Below are 22,365 nucleotides of genomic sequence, written 5' to 3'. Positions count from 1 at the left end.
CCCCACTAGAGTGTTACGCGGGCAGGCGAAAGCCGTCACGCGACCATTGCGGCGGCTTTCTTGAGGTCAACGCTGACCAACTGGCTGACGCCCTGTTCACCCATGGTCACGCCAAACAGGCGATCCATCCGCGACATGGTGACGGCGTGGTGGGTGATGATCAGGAACCGCGTATCGGTGCGGCGGGTCATTTCATCCAGAAGGTCGCAGAAACGGGTCACGTTGGCGTCGTCCAAAGGTGCGTCGACCTCGTCAAGCACACAGATCGGCGCGGGGTTGGCAAGAAAGACCGCAAAGATCAGCGCCATCGCGGTGAGGGTCTGTTCGCCCCCTGACAGCAGCGACAGGGTGCTGAGTTTCTTGCCCGGCGGCTGGCAGAGGATTTCGAGGCCCGCGTCCAGCGGATCATCGCTTTCGACCAGCACCAGCTTGGCCTCGCCACCGCCAAAAAGGTGGGTGAACAGCAGGCCGAAGCTTTCGTTGACCTGTTCAAAGGCGGTCAGCAGACGTTCGCGCCCTTCACGGTTAAGGTTGGCAATACCGGTGCGCAGGGCGCGGATCGCGTCCTCAAGATCGGTCTTTTCCTTGACCAGACTGTCGTGTTCGTTCTGCACGTCCACGCTGTCTTCCTCGGCGCGCAGATTGACGGCCCCAAGGGCATCGCGCTGTCGCTTGTAGGCGTTCACCTGACCTTCGATCACATCAGAGGCGGGCATCTTCTCGGGGTCGACGTCCAGCGTTTCCAGCAGCTTGTCAGGCGTAACCTCTTGCGCCTCCATGATCCGTTCGGCGGCGTAAGCCACAGTTTCGCGGGCGGCGTCGGCGCGCGCTTCGCTGCGGGCGCGGGCCTCGCGGGACTCTGATGCCGTGCGCTCGGCTTCGCGTTCGGCCAGCGCGGTGTCGCGCAGGGTATTTTCGGCCTCGGCAAGTTTGTCGGCCGCCTGCTTGCGGCGGTTTTCGGCCTCGTCAATCGCATCGGAAAGTTCGGCACGTTTGGCGGCGATTTCTTCGGGAGCGGCGGTGGCCTCTTTCAGTTCAATCTCCGAGGCGTCGCGGCGTTCAGCCAGTTCGGCGGTGCGTTTGTTGGCCGTTTCAAGGCGGTGCTTCCAACCGCTGACTTCCTTGGTGATTTCCTGACTGCGCTTGAGGCGGGCATCGCCCTCGCGGCGCAGTTCGTCATGGGCGCTGCGGCGCGACATCATAGTGATGCGCGCAGCCTCAACGGTCATTTTCACGTCTTCGACGCTGGCGCGGGCGGCATCAAGATCGCCCAGATCGCGGGCTGCCTTCTCGGCCTCGGCCAAAGATTTGCGCGCGTTCATCGCTTCTTCTTCGTGGCGGGTCACGGCCAGACCGTTGCTTTCCAGCTTGCCCGCCGACAGGTTGCGATCGGCCTCGGCACGGCTCAGGGCGCGATTGGCATCCGCGACCAGACGGTCGGCATCGCGGCGCGCCTGACGGGCGGCCTGATCAGCGGCGGTCAGATCGGCCATGCGCGCGGTCAGGGCATCATGCGCCTGCGCGGCGCCCTGGGCGCGGGCATTGGCGTCTTCCAGGTCACGCTTGAGTTCCACAAGACGGTTCAGCTGTTGCAGGCGCAGGGCAGCTGCCGATGGCGCATCTTCGGCCCCGGCGCGAAACCCGTCCCAGCGCCACAGATCGCCCGCGACGCTGACAAGGCGCTGCCCCGGTTTCAGATCCGCCTGAAGGCGCGCGCCGTCAGCGGCATCCACCAAACCGACCTGCCCCATGCGGCGCACCAGAACATCCGGCACCGACACATAATTCGTCAGCGCAAGCACGCCGTCAGGCAGGGTTTGCGGGGTGGCATAGCCGGGCAAGACCGCCCAGCCTGATTTGTCGTTGGGCCCGATCGCGGGCGCGCGCAGATCATCGGCCAATGCGGCGCCCAGCGCCTTTTCATAGCCGCCCTCGACGCGCAATTGATCCAGGATTTGCCCGCCCTCGGCGGTGTCACGTTCGACCAAACGGGCCAGTCCCGACACTTCGGCGCGCAGGGCGTTGGCTTCGCCTTCGGCCTCGGCGCGCTGCACGCGGGCATCGGATTCGCGGGTCTGGGTTTCAGCGCGCGCGGCTTCGGCGGCAGCCAATGCTTCGTCGGCGCGGGCGGCGGTGGCAACGGCGGCGGCTTCTTCTGCCCCGGCGGCGGTGAAATCAGCCTCGGCCCGTGTCAGCGCCGCTTGGGCTTCGGCTTGTTGGGTCTTGGCGCGCGCGGCCTCGGCCTCGCTTTTCTCCAGTGTGGTGCGGCTGTCATCCAACAGGCGTTGCGCCGACTGGTGGCGCGCGGCCAAACGGGCCACATCTTCGGTCAGTTGCGACAGATCGGTTTCGCGGTCTTGCAGGATTCCGGCGGCCTCGTGCGCCGCAGTCGCGGCCTTGTCCAGGCGGCTGTCATGCCCCTCGCCCGCCTTGGCGATTTCGCGCGCTTCCCACTCAAGCCGTTCAATGGTTTCGCCCGCGTCCTTGTTCAAGCCCGTCTCGCGCTCGATATCGCGACCAAGCTGGTCGATGCGCGCCTTGAGGGTCTCGATGGTTTCAAGGGCGCGGGCCTCCTGGTCGGACAGGGTGTCGCGCTGCACGGTCAGGCGTTGCAGGACGGCTGCGGCGATCGCTTCCTCCTCGCGCAGGGGCGGCAGGGCGGATTCGAACGCGGCGCGGGCCTTGGCAGCCTGACGGGCGGCGGTTTCGGCACCGGCAGCGGCTGTGGTGCGTTCGCGCAACTGGTCCTCGGCGGCTGCGCGGGCCTCGTCTGCCTCGCGCCAACGCCGATAAAGCAACAGGCCTTCGGATTTGCGCAGAGCCTCGCCGATCTCGCGGTAGCGTTTGGCCTGACGGGCCTGACGGGCCAGTTGCGACAATTGCGCGGCCAGCTGTTCGATCACATCGTCAACGCGGGTCAGGTTGGTTTCGGCACCTTTCAGTTTCAGTTCGGCCTCGTGGCGGCGCTGGTAAAGGCCGCTGATCCCGGCGGCTTCTTCGAGGATGCGGCGGCGCGCCTTGGGTTTGGCATTGATCAGCTCGGCGATCTGGCCCTGCCGGACCAGCGCGGGCGAATGCGCGCCGGTCGAGGCATCGGCAAACAGCATCTGCACATCGCGCGCGCGCACGTCCTTGGTGCCGACCTTGTAGGCGCTGCCCGCATCGCGGGTAATCCGGCGGATAATTTCCAGATTGTCGGCGTCGTTGAACCCGGCGGGGGCAAGCCGTTCGGTGTTATCAATCACCAGCGACACTTCGGCAAAGTTGCGCGCCGGACGGGTCGCGGCGCCTGCGAAAATCACATCCTCCATGCCGCCACCACGCATGGCGGTGGGGCGGTTTTCACCCATAACCCAGCGCAGCGCCTCGAGCAGGTTCGACTTGCCGCAGCCATTTGGACCGACGACACCGGTCAGACCATCAGCGATGATCAGATCGGTGGGATCGACAAAACTTTTGAAGCCGTTGAGCCTGAGTTTACTAAATTGCACGGGGCGTTCCTGATTCCCTCACAGTCGGGAAACACTGGCCAAACGATCCCGCCAGAGTCAACGCGCAACCCCCGCATATGGCGCAATTCAGCCAGTTATCCACAAGATATTGCGGTTTTTCGCCACCCAGATCTTCTTTTGTTCATAAAAACTCCCGCCGGAGGCTCCGCCGCCCGCCTTGGTCGCCAAAGCCGCGGGGCAACTGCCAAACGTCGCAATCTGCCTTGACGCACCCTGTCCAAACAGCGCACTAAGGGCGGGCATGGTTCCCCGCCAAGGATGCAAAGCATCAGGGGATCAAAAGGGAATGTGGTGCGGACCGATCCTAGCCGGAGGTTCAAATCCACAGCCGCCCCCGCGACTGTCAGCGGAGAGTGCGGTGTCATCAGCGCCACTGGGAAACCGGGAAGGCCGACACCAAACTTTGACCCGCAAGCCAGGAGACCTGCCATGCGATGTAATCAACCCCGTCGGGTGTGACGGAACAGGAGAGACAGAATGAACGACGCGATTCAGGCCACCACGGCCCCACAAACCGCCCCCGCAACCAAAGTCAGCAGCGATGTGATCGCCCTTGCGTTTGCCGCATTGGTGGGCGCCGGTCTGTTGTTTGTCGGCGGGTTTGCGCAGGCATCGGCAATGCATGATGTTGCGCATGACCAGCGTCATGCCATCGCATTCCCCTGCCACTAGCACCTGACTGATCTGATCCGATGATCAAACAGCTGTTCACCAGCGCGGTGCTTGCCGGGCTGGTCGCAGGTATTTTTGCGGCCGCCCTGCAGTTGATATTCGTTGTCCCCCTTCTGATCGAGGGGGAAACATTCGAGCAAGGTCTGGTCGTGCATTTCACGACCGTCGAGAACGGCACGATTGAAACGCCGGTCGGCAACCCTGACGTTATGGCCCAACTGCCCCGGCACGTTGGAACCCTGGCGATGAACATGGTTGTCTATACCGGCTTTGCCTTTCTGATGGTTGTCGGCTTTGGCATTGCCCAGCGTGCAGGTCACAGCGTCAACGGACGCAGTGGGCTGATCTGGGGGCTGGCCGGTTTTCTGGCGGTCAATCTGGCACCTGCGGTAGGGCTTGCGCCTGAACTGCCGGGCACGATTGCCGCTGATATGTTCGCGCGTCAGATGTGGTGGCTGGGCACGGTTCTGGCCTCGATTGCAGGGATCGCTTCGATTGCCTTTGTGCGCGCGCCCTGGGGCATGATCACGGGTGCGGCCCTGCTTGCTGCGCCGCATGTGATCGGTGCGCCGGTGCTTGATACCTATTATGGTATCGCGCCGCCCGAACTGGCCTCGCATTTCGCGGCACGCGCGCTGGCTGTTGCCGCCGCGAGTTGGGCCGTGCTGGGGGCCACAGCCGGTTGGCTGTGGTGCCGCAGCGCCTAGCCCGGGATGCGTCCGACCAGACAAAACCGCAGATCGCCTGCGGCGCGTGCATCGGCGATCTGTCCGTCCGCTGCCTCTGCATATAGCTGCGCAAAGGCGACCACATCGTCGGGGCTGTCCGGGCTGACGCCTGTGAACAGATACGCGGCCTTGCCGGTCGCCCGCACCGCAAGGCTGACCGGAGTGCTGCAGACATTCATGCAGTCGGTCGTTTCCACGGTCAGCCGCCCTGCCAAAGCAGCAACCAATTCCGTGCCACCGGCGCATCCTGTGCAGATGATGATCCGATCGGTCATTTGCTTTCCTTTCCGCCCGCTTTGGGCGACACATACCGTTCCAAACCCATAAGGACCACCATCATGGCCGCCAAGATCCCCGCAACTGTCGTCACCGGTTTTCTGGGCGCAGGCAAGACAACGCTGATCCGTCACATGCTTGATCATGCCAACGGCAAGCGCATCGCGTTGATCATCAATGAATTTGGCGATCTCGGTGTGGATGGTGACATCCTGAAAGGTTGCGGTGACGCCACCTGTAGCGAAGATGACATCATGGAGCTGTCAAACGGTTGCATCTGCTGCACGGTGGCCGATGAGTTCATCCCGACGATGGAAAAGCTGCTGGCGCGCGACACGCCCCCTGATCACATCGTGATCGAAACCAGCGGATTGGCCCTGCCGCAACCGCTTGTGCGCGCCTTCAACTGGCCCGGCATTTCAACGAAGGTCACCGTTGATGGCGTGGTGACGGTGGTTGACGGCAAGGCGGTCACTGACGGTCGTTTTGCCCATGATGTTGCCGCCGTGGATGCCCAGCGCGCGCAGGATGACAATCTTGATCACGAAACGCCTCTGTCGGAATTGTTTGAAGACCAGATCGCCTGCGCCGACATGATTGTCGTCAACAAATCCGATCTGCTGGACACGGCGCAGGTTGATCATCTGCTTGCCGTCCTCAAGGCCGATGCCCGCAAGGGTGTGCAGGTGGTCAAGGCAACGATGGGCGCGCTTCCGGTCAGCGTGTTGTTGGGTCAGGGCGTGGGTGCCGAGAATGACCTCGCGGCCCGCCACGAGGTGCACCACCACCATCACGACGATGATGACGATCACCATGATCACGAACATGAACATGGCCACGACGAATTCCAGAGTTTCGTCGTGACCCGCAGCGAAGTGGGGGATGCCACGGCCTTTGCCCAACAGGTTGCCGATGTGATCCGCAAGCATGACATTCTGCGCCTCAAGGGGTTCGCGGCTGTCACTGGCAAGCCCATGCGCCTGACCTTGCAGGCCGTGGGCCCGCGTGTTGATACCTATTTCGACCAGCCTTTCGCTGACGGCAACCGCCAGACGCGCCTTGTGGTGATCGGCGCGGCGGGCCTGGACCAAGCGGCGATCGAGGCCGCACTCATCGCATGATATTCGTCGATCGTGATGATCCACGCGATCCGCAGGCCACCGCGCTTTTGCGGCAAAGCCACGCGTTGATGCAAAGCCTCTACAGCGCCGATGACTGCCATTTCCTGCCGATTGACGCGCTTTGCGCCCCTGACGTCGCGTTCCTTACGGCGCGACGTGGCGATATCAAGGTCGGCTGCGGGGCGCTTGCCAGGCGGGATGGATATGGCGAGGTCAAGTCGATGTTCGTCGATCCCGCCGCGCGCGGGCAAGGCATTGCCGATGCGATCCTGCGCGCCCTTGAGGACGAAGCCCGCGGGCTTGGTCTGCCCTGTCTGCGTCTTGAGACAGGCCATGTGTCGCGCCCAGCGCACCGGCTGTATCAGCGCCACGGTTTTGCATTCTGTGGCCCGTTTGGCACCTATAGCGCCGCACCGGTCAGCCTGTTTATGGAAAAAACGCTATGCGCTTAAGATTTCTTTGCCTTTTGCGCATTTGCCTTCATCCGCGCCAACAGGTCGGCCTTGCCGGGCCGCACGTTGAACGGGGTCTTTGCGGTCCCATAGGCGTTATGTTCGGCGTAGCGCGGGCTGCCCTTTGGCCCCTTCGGCACGCCGGATTTCTTGTAGTCAACCATGACGGGTCTTTCCTGACTGTTCGCTCGTCCCATGATGCAATTCCCGCGCCCCCGCAAGATGGATTCGCCTGATGCACCTGCTTGCCGCCACGCCCGGAACGATTGACGACGGCAAGGAACCCGTCGATCTGGGGCAAACCCCCGCCGATGTCGTGGTGATTTCCGCCGCCGATACGGAACTGGCGGCGCTGTCGGCCGCGCGCGGCGACATGCCCGCCCCGCCGGGCCTGCGTCTGGCCAGCATGATGCATCTGATGCACCCGATGTCGGTTGATCTGCATCTTGATGCCTGCGCGACGAAATCGCGGCTGGTGATCGCGCGGATTCTGGGCGGCGGGGGCTATTGGAAATACGGGCTGGAACAATACGCCGCCCGCCTGCATGAGGCCGGTGTGCCTTTCGTGGCCCTGCCCGGCGATGACAAACCCGACCCCGAGCTGCGCAGCCTGTCGACGGTGCCCGAAGAAGACTACGACGCGCTTTGGGCCTATCTTGTCGAAGGTGGACCACAGAACGCGGTGCATTTTCTGGATTACACACAGGCGATGCTGCGAGGTGGTGAGAAACCGGCCGCCGCCAGCCCCTTGCTGCGCGCAGGTGTCTACTGGCCCGGCGCGGGCCTCGCTGATCTGGCGGTCGCGCAGGCGGAATGGACCGATGGCGCGCCTGTTGTGCCGATCGTTTTCTACCGCGCGCTGGTGCAGGGGGCCGGGCTGAACCCGATCAACCGGTTGGTGAAATCGCTGCTGCGCGCAGGGCTGAACCCCTTGCCGATCTTTGTCGCCTCGTTGAAAGACCCCATCAGCAAGGCCACGCTGGACGGGCTGTTTGGTGCCGCGCCGCCAAGCGTGATCCTGAACTGCACCTCCTTCGCTGTGGGCAGTCCGCACGCAGGCGATGGCGCAACCGATAACCCGCTTGCCGCGCCATCTGCCAATGCCGCGCCAGTCTTTCAGGTCGTGCTTGCGGCCTCCTCGCGCGCGGCATGGGATGAGGGGCTGACCGGCCTTTCCGCCCGCGATATCGCCATGAACGTGGCCCTCCCCGAGGTTGACGGGCGCATCCTGTCGCGCGCCGTCAGCTTTAAGGGCGAGGCGTATTTTGACGACGCGACCGAATGCCCGATCGCCACATATCAGGCAGATGGCAACCGGATCGCCTGGGTCACAGAGCTGGCTGTGAACTGGGCGCGGCTGCGCACCGCGCCGGAGGGTGATCGCAAGGTCGCACTGGTGCTGGCGAACTACCCCAACAAGGACGGGCGACTGGCCAATGGTGTCGGGCTGGATACACCCGCCGCGACCGTTCATGCGCTGCAGCTTCTGGGAGAAGCGGGCCATCGCGTCACCGACCCGCCTGCCGACAGTGCCGCCCTGATGGCGCAGATCATGGCGGGGCCGACAAACTGGCTGACGGATCGGGCAGATCGGTCGGGCGGCGAATTCCTTGCGCTTGACAGCTACAAACAACATTTCGATGCGCTCCCTTGGGAGGTCAAACAACAAATCACGACGCGATGGGGTCAGCCCGAAGATGATCCCTTCATCTTGGCCAGAAAACTCCCCCCGGAGGGTCGGTCGGCCAAGGGCTTTGCCCTCTCGATCCATAGCTTTGGCAATGTCGTTGTCGGGCTGCAACCGGCGCGCGGCTATAATATCGACCCGACCGATACCTATCACTCGCCCGATCTGGTCCCGCCGCATAACTACCTGGCGTTCTATTTCTGGCTGCGCACCCAGTTCCGCGCCGATGCGATCGTGCATATGGGTAAGCATGGCAATCTGGAATGGCTGCCGGGCAAGGCAATTGCACTGTCGGAAACCTGCTGGCCCGAAGTGGTGCTGGGTGCGACACCGCACATCTATCCCTTTATCGTCAATGACCCCGGCGAAGGCACGCAGGCCAAACGCCGTGCCGCAGCGGTGATCGTTGATCACCTGACACCGCCGCTGACCCGCGCCGAAAGCTACGGACCGCTGCGTGATCTCGAAGCCCTGGTCGATGAATACTACGAGGCCGCAGGTGTTGACCCGCGCCGGATCGATCACCTGCGCCGCGAAATCCTGTCATTGTCCGAGGTCACGGGGCTGGCCGCCGACACCGGCATGACGGGGGATGCGGATACCGATCTGGCAAAGCTCGATGCCTACCTTTGCGAATTGAAAGAAGCGCAGATCAGGGACGGGCTGCACGTTTTCGGGCAATCACCCGTCGGCACGTTGGAACGTGATCTGGCGATTGCGCTGGCACGGGTGCCGCGCGGGGATGGCCGTGGCGGGAATGCCTCGCTGTTGCGCGCACTTGCGGCTGATCTGGGCCTTGGGATTGATCCGCTTGATTGTGACATGGCGGCACCGGCGGCTGTAAAGCCCGCGGTCCTGCACGACCTGACCCGCGACACATGGCGCAGCAATGGCGATACGGTTGAACGGCTTGAACTGCTCTCGCAAAACCTGCTGCGGGATGGCGGATGGGGCGGTGAGGGCGCAAACCTGCCCGCGACACAGGCCGTTTTGACGGAAATTGCCGACACCATCCTGCCTGCGGTGCGCGCCTGTGGCCCCTCGGAGGGTCGCGCACTGCTGACCGCCCTTTCAGGCCGCGCGATCGCGCCCGGGCCGTCCGGCGCACCGACGCGCGGGCGGCTGGATGTCCTGCCGACGGGGCGCAACTTTTTCAGTGTTGACAGCCGCGCCGTGCCGACCCCGACCGCCTGGGCGCTGGGGTGGAAATCGGCGAATTTGCTGATTGAAAAGCACCTGCAAGATCACGGCGACTGGCCCCGCACCATGCTGATCACAGCCTGGGGCACTGCCAATATGCGCACCGGCGGCGATGACATTGCGCAGGCCTTGGCGCTGATGGGTGTCAAACCCAAGTGGGACAGCGCCAACCGCCGCGTCACCGGGTTCGAGGTGCTGCCGCAGGGTGTTCTGGGGCGACCGCGTGTCGATGTAACCCTGCGGATTTCCGGCTTTTTCCGCGATGCCTTTCCGCAGTTGATCGCGCTGGTGGATAGCGCGGCGCGGGCCGTGCAGGCGCTGGATGAACCGGCCGACCTGAACCCCGCCGCGGCGCGCACAAAGGCGGGCGAGGATGGTGCGCGAGTCTTTGGCTCAAAACCCGGTGCATATGGCGCTGGTCTGCAGGCGATGATTGATGAACGGTTGTGGGCTGACAAGGCCGATCTGGCCGAGGCCTATCTGGAATGGGGCGGTTATGCTTATGGCGCGGGGGTCGAAGGGCAGCGCGATCGCGCCGCATTCGAGGCGCGCCTGTCCCAGACCGAAGCCATCGTGCAAAATCAGGACAACCGCGAACACGACCTTCTGGACAGCGACGATTATTACCAATTCGAGGGTGGCGCCGCAGCTGCGATCAGCAGCTTGCAGGGCCGTGACCGACCGATCTATCACAATGACCATTCCCGCCCCGAACGCCCGGTCATTCGCACGCTGGATGACGAAATTGGCCGCGTCGTGCGGTCACGTGTGGTGAACCCCAAATGGATCGAAGGCGTCAAACGGCACGGCTACAAGGGTGCCTTCGAGATGGCAGCGACGGTCGATTATCTGTTCGCCTTTGCCGCCACCACGGGGGCTGTGCGCAACCATCATTTTGATCTGGTCGAGGAAGCGTTTCTGGCCGATGACGCCACGCGCGATTTCATCGCCGAACACAACGCGCCGGCGCTGGCCGAGATTGCCCAGCGCTTTCAGGAAGCGATTGATCGCGGGTTGTGGACCCCGCGCAGCAACTCGGCACGTGCGCGGATCGCGGGGCTGCTGGCGTAAGCGCAGGTATCCATATCATCGGCGGGAGCGGGTCGGCATGCCCACCTGGGGCGTAACCTTGCCCTGCCATCGTGCTTCAAAGCGCCCAACCGTGCCTGACCTGCTCGCCCGCTGACGCGCGGGTTTGGCGGACAGAAGATTATTGCAGCGGCGGTGTCTTAGACACCAGCGGCCACGGCTGCGACGGCGATATATGTAATCAGCAAGACCAGTGACAGAATGCGCATGTGTTTTTCCTTTGTTTGATCAGGGCATGACGCAGACTGCGCGACGGCGCACGGGGAATAATCGCGCGGCTTCGTCGGATTTAAAATATTCCATTATTGACATATATAATATTTGGAATGTATCTTTGCCACAGCGTTTATTCATATTGTGAGAGGAGCCTTCCATGACACCCGCACGACCCGCCGAAAATTATTCGCCACTTTATTTCCTTGCCTCCGTTGGTGCGGGTGGCCTAGTCGTTACGTTCTTCATGTATCTGTTGTTCTGGGTCCCCCATGTTGGCCGCCCTGTGCCGATTTTCGAGGACATCATGGCCGCCTTTGACGGTGGCGCATTACCGATGAAAACAGCGATTGCCATCGCGATGGTCGGGATCGCGTTTTTTGCCTACCTCAACATCAGAATGCTGGTGTGGAACCTTGGCAGGCTTTCGACATTTTCCCGAACGGACGCCTATGACAAGCTGCGCAATTCCAATGCGGAAACACAGTTGCTGGCGATGCCGCTGGCCCTGGCGATGACGGTGAACGGGTTGTTCATTCTCGGCCTTGTGTTTGTGCCGGGCCTTTGGGGGATCGTTGAATATCTTTTCCCTGCGGCAATGGTTGCCTTTCTGCTGATCGGCTTGCTGGCGCTGCGCCAGATCGGCCATTTTCTTGCCCGCGTCCTGTCCGAGGGCGGCGTGTTTGACGTGACCGCGCATAATTCCTTTGCGCAGCTTCTGCCAGCCTTTGCACTGGCGATGGTTGCAGTGGGTTTGTCTGCCCCCGCAGCGATGAGCACGGCCCCGGTCGTCGTCGGCACAAGTTTGGTCATCTCAACTTTCTTTGGCACGATGGCCGCGGTTTATGCGCTGATCGCGGCTGTCACTGCCTTCAATTCCATGCTGCACTATGGCACCGCCAAGGAAAGTGGACCGACCTTGATGGTGGTCGTGCCGATCCTGACCGTGCTGGGCATCATGTTGTTGCGTCAGAACCACGGGATGGACACCACATTCGACCTGCATGGCACGGCAGCTGAAACCCTGATGTTATTGTCCAAAATCCTGACCATTCAGGTGCTGTTTGGCCTGCTTGGCCTGATCGTGCTGCGCCGTCAGGGATATGCCAAAGCCTTTCTGACCGGCGAAGGCAATTCGGCAGGGTCATACGCGCTTGTCTGCCCCGGAGTTGCGCTGTCGGTGATGACACATTTCTGGATCAACAAGGGGCTGGTCGCCGTTGGACTGATCGCCAAGTTTGGCTCGGTCTACTGGACGTTCACGGCGCTGGCGCTTGGGTTCCAGATCAGCATGATCATTCTGGTGCTTTACCTGAACCGCCGCCACTTTGGCGCGGCGCGCAAATCCCACGCTGTTCTCGCCGAGTAGGCCCATCGGTTAGGCGCAAGACAGGGCGGCCCCACGTGGGTCGCCCTTTTTATGTCGCAGCGATTGCAGCGCGGTTACGGGCCAGAAACGCATCGGAATCATCGACGCTCAGTTCCACCCAGATCGGAAAATGGTCGGACACCTGCCGCTTGCGATAGGTATCGCGGAAATAGCGCCAGGCGGCGGCGTCATCAGTCATCATCTTGGCTTTGTCGGCGGCCTTGGTGCGTTTGTCGCGCATGGCTTCGCGGTAGGTTGGCCAATCGGCATCGCGGTATACATGGTCAAGAAAATCAAAGACACCGCCCTGTTCCAGCCCGTCGCGCACCCCAATCTCAAAATATTCCTCGCCATTGAAAAACATCCGGTCGTAGGTTTCGCCATCCGCCGGATCGACGGTGATATTGGTGGTCTTGCCGACCAACCCGCCGCTTTCCCAGAACCCGGCCGCGTGGAGCAGATCAAGGGTTGCTTCGTCGTGGCGGCGATAGAAATTCGTATCGCCTACAAGGATCAGGTTTTTTGACCAAAGTTGTTCGCGCCGCGCCGCCAGCACGGCCAGCAAAAGGCGGATCTCCTCTTGGCGCACCTGTGCGTCCGACGGCACGGGCGGATCGGCGGCGGGCTGCGCCCGGTCCTTGCCCGGATGCAGGTGCAGGTTGACCATCGCAAAGTGTTTCCAGGCCGTCACAAAGCCCGTCATGTAGGGCGGACGTTTCAGGCTGCGCATGGCGCCGGGCCAATCACCATCGTAGTCCTGCCACAGCGACAGTTCGCCCGCGACACCGGACAGCCGCACGCGGTTGGTGTTAAAAACATAGGCCGAGCGTTCATCGTTGCCCGCATCGCCGCCCGTGGGGTCATTGACCATATAGGACCAGTGTGGCCCCAGTATTCGCATCAGTTTATCAAGATCGGTGAGGTTCGGTTTCAGTTCCTGCACCGCGATCAGATCGAATGCGCCGATGATCTCGGCCAAGTAATACAGGCCTTCACCATCACGGTAGTCTCCACCGCCGAGCGCGACGATGTTCCAGCTTGCAACCAGTAGATTGCCTTCGGTTTCGCGCGGTGGGACGTGTTGCGCCAGCCCCGCCTTGAGACGGCGTAGCCCGTCGATGCAGCGCGCACGCTCGGTCGTTGTCATCTCGGGGAAAACGCGCACGAAATCACGTGTGGCGAAATCGGCTTCGGGGCGCAGGTCATTGTAGAACGGCATGTGTGTTCCCTCCTGCGCCAAAGCATAGCACAGCACAGCGTGTGGCAAAGGCAGGTGATCGGCACTTGCGCCGCCCCGCGCCCTGCCGCAATGTCGGTGTTCGACACAAAGGGGGTGACCATGACCGAAGACACCGAGCGCCATGCCATGAAGATGGCCAAGAAGAAGGCCGCCCGCGACAAGATCATGGCGACCAAGACCGACAAGAAAGGTCTGATCATCGTCCATACCGGCAAGGGCAAGGGCAAATCCACCGCCGCTTTCGGAATGATTTTCCGCCACATCGCGCATGGGATGCAATGCGCCGTTGTCCAGTTCATCAAGGGCGGGATGAGCACAGGCGAGCGCGATATGATCCTGTCGAAATTCGCGGATGAGTGCGCGTTTTACACGATGGGGGAAGGCTTCACCTGGGAGACCCAAGACAAGACCCGTGATACCGAAATGGCGATGGCCGCTTGGGAAAAGGCCAAGGATCTGATCCGCGACCCCGCCAATTCGATGGTCCTGCTGGATGAAATCAACATCGCGATCCGCTATGATTACGTGCCCATCGCCGAGGTCGTGGAGTTTCTGGCGACCGAAAAGCCACCCATGACCCATGTTGTGTTGACGGGCCGCAATGCCCATGACGACCTGATCGAAATCGCCGACCTGGTGACGGAAATGGAGTTGGTCAAACACCCGTTCCGGTCAGGGATCAAGGCGCAGATTGGCGTGGAATACTGATGGCCCTCCGAGCATGTTGTCCTCATTTGGATTGAACACATTGCAGCGCCGCGACCAGACATCGTGTGGAACCTCCAAACGCGCCCAAGGTCGTGAAAATGGCAAAGCGAGCGCGCGGCCCGATTTGCGAAGGTCGGCAAAGAGTCCATTCTGTGAGTTCGATTTTCTCGCTGCGTGCGCTGGCAGCGTCAAATTTGCTGCATGGACGTAAGTTCTGATACCATTGCGCAGCGTGAAAATCGGACGTTTGTGCTTGCCGCAGCAAGGATCAGGCGTTGAATGCACAGGTTGCGGACGGTCCCGCCGTTCGCCAGCGTAGAAAGACCGGCGACCCTGCAGCAGCGAGAACGAAAAGGGAGCCCACATTGTTAATGTGCTGCAAGGTGAACCAAGATACACAATGCGCAAGAAAGCCGACGTTGAAGACTAAAAAGAACGGCCGCTCGCAGCTGGTCACTTGATAACCATTCGCGCTGCGGCGCATGGATCAAGCTGGCCATTACCCTTTGCACACAGAAATTGGAATCCGACAGAGGCGAAACCCGCTTGGCCCGCGCTAGCCGAGGACCGCCAAAACACCAGCTCCTTTAGGTCAGTGGGAACAGAAACCGCCAGATCGTGGTGTCGAGCGCATACCACCCCCAATGAAGCGAAAACGAATATACAAACCCGTTTCGCATTTTCAGCATTTGATAAGGCGTGATCGCACCGAAAAGCGTCGCGGCGACTGTGTATCGTAAAACATAGAATGGATTGGCACCGTCCAATGCCAACGTCAGGTGGAACCCGCCAAACAGGATTGCAGTGAGCAAGGCGATTTGCCCCAGACGCAGGTTTTGTGCCGCGAGTGCTACGACCAGCGCTGTCATCAGACTCTGCTGAAAGAGGATTTCAACGGATTTGGGAAGAAAGTACCAAGGTTGCGTGTCAATCGCAGAGTAAAAATGGGCCATATCGTGGCGTAAAAAGGGGCCACGGCGGTCGTGTGTTTTCTGCGTTTTGGGGCGCGTGCTTTCCACATAGCAAACGCGTGCCAAAGCGCATGTTGGCCCTTGGGCCGACATGGTTCTGAACTTGGTGGTGCCGGTTGCGAGCATGCCAGAGAAGAGATCAAATCCTGCTGACGATCGAAGGCGCTTGGCGCGAAAGCCGACATTGGTTCAGAGTGCAAAGCCCGACAATTTGGGCTGGTAGCCCACGCCCTTCTGTTGCCCACAGGAGGTTAGACGATGGCAAAGCAAAAGACCCACAAGACGCCTGCGATTGAGACCGTAAATAGTAGTGCTGCCGCGGTTGATATCGGTGCACGAAAGCACTCGGCAGCGGTGAACCCAAACGTGACGGGTGCACCCGTGCGCGCGTTTGGCTTGGAGGGATTGCGCCGAGCCAAAGAGACCTCGCTCAACGTTCTAAGTCAGCATCCAATCTGACGCCAAACAATGCAACAGAACCCTTGCGCAGGTTAGCTACCTTGTTCGCTGGAACATCAACGCCAACAACCCGAGTGCGGCGGACACAACGATCAGCAAAAGGGAAACCGCATTCAAAACTGGTGTGGAACCCTGTTTGAGTTTGTCGAACATCGCGATTGTCAAAGGTGAGTCCGAACCAACGAGCATCAATGTGGTGTTGAAGTTTTCAAAGCTCATCAACACAGCGACAACGCCAGCCCCAACGATCGCAGGTTGCAGGAAAGGCAAAGTGATTTGACGAACTGCCCCCCATTTGCTTGCGCCAAGGTTCAGGGCAGCTTCTTCGAGGCTGAGGTCGAACTTTTGCAATCGCGCCGAAATCACCAAGGTTGCGAAAGTCGTTATAAACGAAAACTGCCCCAAGATGACGAGGATCAGGCCGGGACGTAACCCATCGAACCAAAGCCCCGTCGCGTCTTCCAGCGTGTTTGCGACTGAGCTGGCGAATACAAGGATCGAGATGCCAAGGATCACACCGGGAATAATTAACGGCAATAGCATCAGAATGTAGAGAAAACCTTTGCCGCGAAAATCATGGCGTACGAACAAAAACGCGTTGCAAGTGCCAACGGAAATGGCAAGTCCGGCAACCCAGACAGCAACAAAGGCCGATGTCCCAATGGCGCGCAAAATCGAACGTTCATTAAACACCCCGATAAAGGGCGCTTCGGTCCCGAAAAACCATGCCATGGTAAACCCTTCCCACGGCAAGGACGGGAACACGCTGTCGTTGAACGCAAAAACGCTAACAACCGTGAGCGGCAATGCGAGGTAGATGAAAAATAGTGTCACATAGGCCCGATAAGACCATTTCAGCACCGGAGATTGTGGCACGGTGGGGATCATCTAGCGCCCCATCGTTTCGGACAGCGACTGGCGCGACAGCTTGAGCCCGAGGAAAACAATTGTGGATGACAGCCCCAACAGCAGGAAGCCAAAAGCAGACCCCAGTTCCCAGTTAAAGCGAGTGATGAACTGGGTGTAGATCAGGCCCGTGAACCACAGGCTGTCCTTGCCGCCCAGCAGGATCGGAGTCAGATAATTGCCCAGTGACAGCATGAACACGACGATACAGCCCGACACGATACCGGGCATGGCATGGGGAATCACGATCTCGCGCAGGATGGAAAGGCCCGACCCGCCCAGATCATACCCCGCTTCGATCAGGCTATCGTCAAGGCTGTCGAGCGTTGTGACCAAGGGCACGATCATGAACAGGATCGACGTGTAGACAAGGCCGACCATGATGGCCGCATCGTTATACAAAAACTCGACCGGGCCGTCGATCACGCCAACATATTGCAGGAAATTGGACAGCACGCCGGTTTCGCGCAACAGGATCATCCAGCCAAAGGTCCGGACAAGTTCAGACACCCAGAACGGGATCAGGCACAGCAGGAACAACGTGGTTTTGGTGCGCCCGCGCGTCAGCTTTGCGATGTAATAAGCAATCGGAAATCCCAACACCAATGTGAGAAACGTCGTGAATATCGACATGAATGCGGTGCGCGCAAAGGTGCGCCAATAGAGCGGCTCGTTAAAGAAAACCGCGTAATTGCCAAGACCCGTTTCATATTCCCGCACGTCGACTTTTTCGCTGATCGAGACAAAAAACAAGCCGATGTGCGGCAGAACGATCAGGGTGACCAGCCACAACAGTAGCGGCATCAACAGCAGGTAGAACCCGAGCTTGGATTTGTCTGACAGCATCTAGGGACCCTCGGATACAAAGCAGCGGGCCTGTGTCGGGTTCCAACTGGTGAAAACCGTCTCGCCCTTGGTTAGCCCCAAGAACGCGCCGGTTTGGGGCAAGGTGACCTGGAGCGTTTCGCCAGATTTCGGGTCGCGCAGGATGACCATACTGTTCGCACCGTTGAACAGAACGCTGTCCACGATGCTTTCACTGGCATTCGGATTATCCGCCCCCTGCAGTGGTGTCTTGGACAGCTCGACCGCTTCGGGGCGCACGAAAATTTGCGCGTGTTGATCCGTCGCGGGAACCGCGGCGGTAGCCAGCGCATGGAGTTTGACGCCCCCGTCCGTCACAAGCGAAACGACCCCGTCGTTTACCGCCGTAACTTTGCCCTCAAAACGGTTTGCGTCACCGACAAACCTCGCAACAAAAGCGTCTGCCGGTTCATAGTAAAGCTCCTTGGCAGTGCCTATCTGGTCGAACCTGCCCTTGTTCATGACGGCGATATTGTCGCTCATCACCAAGGCCTCGGATTGGTCGTGGGTGATGTAGACAAAGGTCGTGTTGAATTCCGCCTGAAGCGCTTTGAGTTCGATCTTCATATGTTCGCGCAGCTTCAGGTCAAGCGCACCAAGCGGTTCATCCAGAAGCAGAACATCAGGTTCCAAGACCATGCAGCGGGCGATCGCGACGCGTTGTTTTTGGCCACCTGACAGCTGATCGACTTGACGGTCCTCGATGCCGGGCAGTCCTACCCTCTCCAGAACCCTGCCGACACGAGTCTTGATTTCGGATGCCGGCACACCGCGCTGGCGCAACCCAAAGCCGATGTTCTTGCCGATATTCATCATCGGGAACAACGCAAGATGCTGGAAAACCATCGACACAGGGCGCTTGCTTGGCCCGACACCTATCATGGAGTTGCCCTTGATCAGAAGATCGCCGCTCGTCGGAAATTGAAACCCCGCGATCATCCGCAAGAGTGTGGTCTTGCCGCAGCCAGACGGACCGAGGATAGAAAAGAAAGACCCTTGCGGGACTTCGAAACTGACGTGATCCACCGCGCGGAAATCATCGAAATCCTTGGTCAGATCCCGGCACACAAGGTCAGCGGTAGTATCCATCGGGTTTGACCTTTTCCACGTGACAAAGAAGGGCGCAAATAGCGCCCTTCTTGTTGGTTCAAATGCGTCGCTTAGTTCGCGGCGTTGATGCGATCCAGCGTCGCACCTTCCATGGCTTCCAGCCCGGCAGGCACAGGCGGATACCACTTGATATTGTCGATGGCTGCCTGATCAAAGCTCGCTTGGTAGCGCGCTTGCAGATCGGCAGTGACGCCAGCATCACCGCCAGCTGCGGCGGTGAAGTTGCCCGCTGTATTGGTGATCATCGCCGCGATGTCAGGGCGCATCACAAAGTTGATCCAGTCGTAAGCCGCGTCATCCGCCCGCCCGCGTGCTGGCAAAACGAATGTGTCGATCCAGCCAAGCGCACCAGACTCAGGCGCAACAAACGTGATATCTGCATTGTCCGCGTTCAGCTGCCAGCCGCCTGTGTCCCACGCCATCGCTGCAACAACTTCGCCGGACCGCAGCAGGTTCTTGATCTCGTCGCCACCGTCCCAATATGTTTTGACGTTGGGTTTGCACGCGATCAGCATTTCTTCAACCTGATCAAGGATACCTTGATAGGCCTCAGGGTCTGCATAGGCGGCAAAGGGGTCAAGACCCATCGAGTAGGCGAAACCGATCAGTGTCGGGCGCTTCAAACGGTAGGACACGCTGCCAGCAACAGAGTCGTCACACAGGTCGGTATAGTCGGTGACCTGCCCTGCTTCGGCAGTGTTCACAACCAGACCGCTTGTGCCCCAGACATGCGGCAGGCCAAATACTTCGCCTTCAAATGTTGTGTTTGTCGCCGTCGCTGCCAGCATCGAGGGGATGAATTGCGCGGCGTCCACACGGGCCATGTCGATCGGCTTGTAGATACCGAATTCTTCTTGTGCGCTTGCGATCCGGTCCTGGCTCGGTTGGGCAAGGTCAAAACCGCCGCCGTTGGTTGCGCGCAACTTCGCGATCATTTCTTCGTTGTTCGATGTCGTCACTTCGACCGTGTGGCCGGTTTCGGCTTCGAACAGGGCAATGACGTCATCGGGCGCGTATCCACCCCACGTCAAAAGCCGCAAAGTCTCGGCCGATACAGTTGTTGCCGACAGGGCGGCGATAAGAACTGTCGTTGGGGCAAGTCCAAATTTCATATCAAAGTTCCCTTTATTCGAGTTATGTCTGCCGCCATTAAGGCGACCGGACGTGAGAGAGTCTATAGCGTTGGTCTGTGAAGTCCTTGCGACACCTGCACACCAGATTGCGGATTCTTCGACCCGCATCGTTTCCAATACCGAACCTCGACTCAGATGAGTTCCAGCAAAAGTTTCGTTGTGTTCTCCTTTGTCATCTCCACAGGATTTCCGCCGGTGCTGGGATCAATCAAGGCACCCGCAACGATGCGGTCGATGTCCGGATTCTTGACGCCAAGGCCGGCAAGGGTCTTGGGGATACCAAGCGAGTCATTCAGCCCGTCGACATAGGCGCAAAACCCATCGAACCCGCCGGAAATGCCAATGTAGTTGGCGGCCCGGCCGATCACGCCGGTGATCGCGGGTTTGTTGAATTGCAAAACGGCGGGCATGCAGACCGCATTCGTTGTGCCGTGGTGCGTGTGATACATCGCGCCTATCGGATGGGACAGCGCATGGATTGCGCCAAGTCCCTTTTGAAACGCCGTCGCCCCCATCAATGCCGCAGACATCATATGCGCGCGAGCCTCGATATCCGAACCATCGGCATAGGCGCGCGGCAGATAGTCTTTGACCAGACGCATCCCTTCCAGCGCGATGCCTTGGCTCATCGGATGGTAGTGCGGTGAACTGAATGCTTCGACACAATGGGCAAAGGCATCAAGCCCCGTGCCTGCGGTGATGAAATTCGGCATGCCGACGGTCAGTTCGGGGTCACAGATGACAACTGTGGGCAGTAATTTCGGGTGGAAGATGATCTTTTTTTCTTCGGTCACAGAATTGGTGATGACCGACGCGCGGCCGACTTCGGATCCAGTTCCAGCCGTCGTTGGAACCGCAACAATAGGCGCGATGGCATCAGCATCCGCGCGGGTCCACCAATCGCCGATGTCCTCGAAATCCCAAAGGGGGCGTGTTTGTCCGGCAAGGAATGCGACCAGTTTCCCCAGATCAAGACCGGACCCGCCACCAAAGGCGACCACGCCGTCATGGCCACCATCATTGTAGGCTTTGACACCCGCTGCGGCGTTCTTCTCGTTCGGGTTCGGATCAACGTCGCTGAACATCGCGCGGCCAAGGCCCGCCGCGTCAAGCAGGTCGAGCGTCCTGGTGGTGATGTCCATGCTCGCAAGGCCACAGTCAGTGACCAGGAGCGGCTTTTTGATCCCCGCAACGGAGCAAGCATCGGCGATCTCGGAAATGCGGCCAGCGCCGAAACGGATAGCGGTCGGATAGGACCAGTTGGCAGTAACGGTCATGTCTTTAGGCCTTCTTTAGGTGGTATGATTTCGGACGGGTCAGATTGTGATAGCCGATGACGGACAGCCCGCCCCCGCGTCCGGTGTCTTTGCATCCGGTCCAGCACAGACCCGGATCAAGGTAATCGGCACGGTTCATAAATACGGTGCCGGTCTCGATCTGGTCGGCGATGGCTTCGGCGCGCTTGGCATCCTGGGTCCAAAGTGACGCGGTCAGGCCAAAGGCACTGTCATTCATCAGGTGGACCGCCTCTGCGTCATCCTTGACGGACATAATGCCAACGACGGGGCCAAAGCTTTCCTCGCGCATGACGCGCATGTCGTGGGTCACGTTTGTCAGGATTTGCGGCATCAGATACGCGCCACCGTCCTGCGGGAAAAGCGCCGGATCAATCTGTGCTTTGGCCCCATCGGCAATGGCCTCGGCCGTTTGCGCGCGGACTTCGTCGGCAAAGCGCACATGTGCCATCGGACCAAGGGTCGTTTCAGGGTCCAGCGGATTGCCCAGCTTGTAGCCGTTCACAATTGCCACCGCCTTTTGCACAAAGGCGTCGAACAGGCTTTCGTGAACATAAATCCGTTCAATCCCGCAACAACATTGACCCGCGTTGAACATTGCACCGTCAATCAGGGTATCCACGGCGGCGTCCAGATTGGCATCATCCATCACGTAGCCCGGATCTTTGCCGCCAAGCTCAAGCCCGATGCCCGTGAATGTGCCCGCCGCTGCGCGCTCCATCGCCTGCCCGCCGCCGACAGAACCGGTGAAATTCACAAACCCGAAAGCGCGATCCGCGATCAGGTCGGATGTGGTTTTGTGGTCAAGAAAGACGTTCTGGAACACGTCCTTAGGAATGCCGGCGGAATGAAACGCCGCCGCCATGCGTTCACCGACCAGCGGCGTTTGTGAGGCGTGTTTCAACATCACCGCATTGCCGGCGATCAATGCAGGGGCCACGGTGTTGATGGCCGTCATATAGGGATAATTCCAAGGGGCGACGACCAGAACGACGCCATGTGGCACGCGCTTTATGACACGGCGAAAGGCTTCGCTGTCCTCGATCTCTATATCAGCAAGGGCATCTTTCGCAATTTCAGCCATATAGGTGGCGCGTTCATTGAAGCCGCCAAATTCGCCACCATAGCGCACAGGGCGGCCCATTTGCCATGCAAGTTCCGGCACAATGTCGTCGTTCACCGCGCCAACAGCGGCAACGCCTGCTTGCACGAGGGCGATGCGATCCGCCAACGGACGCGCGGCCCATTCGGTTTGCGCCGATTTCGCCCGCGCGACTGCGGCGTCCGCGTCGGTCCGCGACAGGGTTTCGCGTGTCGCATAAACAGAGCCGTCAATCGGCGATATACATTGGATCGTCAT

At 60.1% G+C, this 22,365-nt stretch carries 18 protein-coding genes and 1 riboswitch; of the genes, 7 read left to right on the top strand and 11 right to left on the bottom strand.

Features of this window, described 5'->3' with window-relative positions:
• Positions 1 to 35 precede the first annotated feature (35 nt).
• The gene (gene smc, locus FTO60_RS01030) at positions 36 to 3,491 is read right to left on the bottom strand and encodes a chromosome segregation protein SMC (protein WP_148054227.1); all 3,456 of its coding nucleotides are present in this window, start codon (positions 3,489 to 3,491) and stop codon (positions 36 to 38) included.
• Between the two features lie 246 nt (positions 3,492 to 3,737).
• Positions 3,738 to 3,959: riboswitch (cobalamin riboswitch) on the top strand.
• Positions 3,960 to 3,989: 30 nt separating this feature from the next.
• Between smc and FTO60_RS01025 the strand changes: the two genes are divergently transcribed.
• A complete protein-coding gene (locus FTO60_RS01025) occupies positions 3,990 to 4,184 on the top strand; it encodes a CbtB domain-containing protein (protein WP_148054226.1) in 195 nt (64 codons plus the stop codon).
• A gap of 20 nt (positions 4,185 to 4,204) precedes the next feature.
• Complete coding sequence (locus FTO60_RS01020; RefSeq protein WP_148054225.1) at positions 4,205 to 4,891, top strand: CbtA family protein; 687 nt, start codon at positions 4,205 to 4,207, stop codon at positions 4,889 to 4,891.
• On the opposite strand, the gene FTO60_RS01015 is transcribed toward FTO60_RS01020, so the two are convergent.
• Positions 4,888 to 5,187: a DUF1636 family protein gene (locus FTO60_RS01015; RefSeq protein WP_148054224.1), complete on the bottom strand. Its 300-nt coding sequence runs from the start codon at positions 5,185 to 5,187 to the stop codon at positions 4,888 to 4,890. The two genes, FTO60_RS01020 and FTO60_RS01015, sit on opposite strands and share 4 nt — an antisense overlap.
• Before the next feature lie 63 nt (positions 5,188 to 5,250).
• Between FTO60_RS01015 and cobW the strand changes: the two genes are divergently transcribed.
• Complete coding sequence (gene cobW, locus FTO60_RS01010; protein ID WP_148054223.1) at positions 5,251 to 6,309, top strand: cobalamin biosynthesis protein CobW; 1,059 nt, start codon at positions 5,251 to 5,253, stop codon at positions 6,307 to 6,309.
• A complete protein-coding gene (locus tag FTO60_RS01005) occupies positions 6,306 to 6,761 on the top strand; it encodes a GNAT family N-acetyltransferase (RefSeq protein WP_148054222.1) in 456 nt (151 codons plus the stop codon). The genes cobW and FTO60_RS01005 overlap by 4 nt, the downstream gene beginning before the upstream one ends.
• Here the strand turns inward: FTO60_RS01005 and FTO60_RS01000 are convergent.
• Positions 6,758 to 6,958 carry a hypothetical protein gene (locus tag FTO60_RS01000; RefSeq protein ID WP_148054221.1) on the bottom strand — a complete coding sequence of 67 codons (201 nt, stop codon included), beginning with the start codon at positions 6,956 to 6,958 and terminating at the stop codon, positions 6,758 to 6,760. The two genes, FTO60_RS01005 and FTO60_RS01000, sit on opposite strands and share 4 nt — an antisense overlap.
• Positions 6,959 to 6,996: 38 nt before the next feature.
• On the opposite strand from FTO60_RS01000, the gene cobN reads away from it, so the two are divergent.
• Together cobN and FTO60_RS00990 are read left to right on the top strand one after the other, a co-directional pair.
• A complete protein-coding gene (gene cobN, locus FTO60_RS00995) occupies positions 6,997 to 10,719 on the top strand; it encodes a cobaltochelatase subunit CobN (protein WP_148054220.1) in 3,723 nt (1,240 codons plus the stop codon).
• Between the two features lie 391 nt (positions 10,720 to 11,110).
• Positions 11,111 to 12,319 carry a hypothetical protein gene (locus FTO60_RS00990; RefSeq protein ID WP_148054219.1) on the top strand — a complete coding sequence of 403 codons (1,209 nt, stop codon included), beginning with the start codon at positions 11,111 to 11,113 and terminating at the stop codon, positions 12,317 to 12,319.
• Between the two features lie 49 nt (positions 12,320 to 12,368).
• Here FTO60_RS00990 and FTO60_RS00985 read toward each other — a convergent pair whose 3' ends face one another.
• Positions 12,369 to 13,538, bottom strand: a complete 1,170-nt coding sequence (locus FTO60_RS00985) for an endonuclease/exonuclease/phosphatase family protein (protein WP_148054218.1) — start codon at positions 13,536 to 13,538, stop codon at positions 12,369 to 12,371.
• Positions 13,539 to 13,658: 120 nt separating this feature from the next.
• Here FTO60_RS00985 and cobO point away from each other — a divergent pair, with 120 nt between their 5' ends.
• Positions 13,659 to 14,267: a cob(I)yrinic acid a,c-diamide adenosyltransferase gene (cobO, locus tag FTO60_RS00980; protein ID WP_148054217.1), complete on the top strand. Its 609-nt coding sequence runs from the start codon at positions 13,659 to 13,661 to the stop codon at positions 14,265 to 14,267.
• Between the two features lie 587 nt (positions 14,268 to 14,854).
• Here the strand turns inward: cobO and FTO60_RS00975 are convergent.
• From FTO60_RS00975 to FTO60_RS00945, 7 genes are all read right to left on the bottom strand, one after another.
• Positions 14,855 to 15,136 (bottom strand): hypothetical protein, encoded by a 282-nt coding sequence (locus FTO60_RS00975; protein ID WP_148054216.1) that lies wholly within the window; start codon positions 15,134 to 15,136, stop codon positions 14,855 to 14,857.
• A gap of 597 nt (positions 15,137 to 15,733) precedes the next feature.
• Entirely contained in the window at positions 15,734 to 16,585 is an 852-nt protein-coding gene (locus tag FTO60_RS00970) for an ABC transporter permease (RefSeq protein WP_148054215.1), read from the bottom strand.
• Positions 16,586 to 17,449, bottom strand: coding sequence for an ABC transporter permease (locus tag FTO60_RS00965; protein WP_148054214.1), 864 nt, complete (start codon positions 17,447 to 17,449; stop codon positions 16,586 to 16,588).
• Positions 17,450 to 18,556, bottom strand: a complete 1,107-nt coding sequence (locus FTO60_RS00960; protein ID WP_148054213.1) for an ABC transporter ATP-binding protein — start codon at positions 18,554 to 18,556, stop codon at positions 17,450 to 17,452.
• 71 nt (positions 18,557 to 18,627) lie between these two features.
• Positions 18,628 to 19,689 (bottom strand): extracellular solute-binding protein, encoded by a 1,062-nt coding sequence (locus tag FTO60_RS00955; RefSeq protein WP_148054212.1) that lies wholly within the window; start codon positions 19,687 to 19,689, stop codon positions 18,628 to 18,630.
• A gap of 152 nt (positions 19,690 to 19,841) precedes the next feature.
• Positions 19,842 to 20,987: an iron-containing alcohol dehydrogenase gene (locus FTO60_RS00950; RefSeq protein ID WP_148054211.1), complete on the bottom strand. Its 1,146-nt coding sequence runs from the start codon at positions 20,985 to 20,987 to the stop codon at positions 19,842 to 19,844.
• Between the two features lie 4 nt (positions 20,988 to 20,991).
• On the bottom strand, positions 20,992 to 22,365 hold the full coding sequence (locus FTO60_RS00945) for an aldehyde dehydrogenase family protein (RefSeq protein WP_148054210.1): 1,374 nt from the start codon (positions 22,363 to 22,365) through the stop codon (positions 20,992 to 20,994).

The sequence above is a fragment of the Octadecabacter sp. SW4 genome, from assembly GCF_008065155.1.
GTDB lineage: Bacteria > Pseudomonadota > Alphaproteobacteria > Rhodobacterales > Rhodobacteraceae > SW4.
Note: the sequence above shows the minus strand (reverse complement) of the source record. Positions and strands in the feature narration are given on the sequence as shown.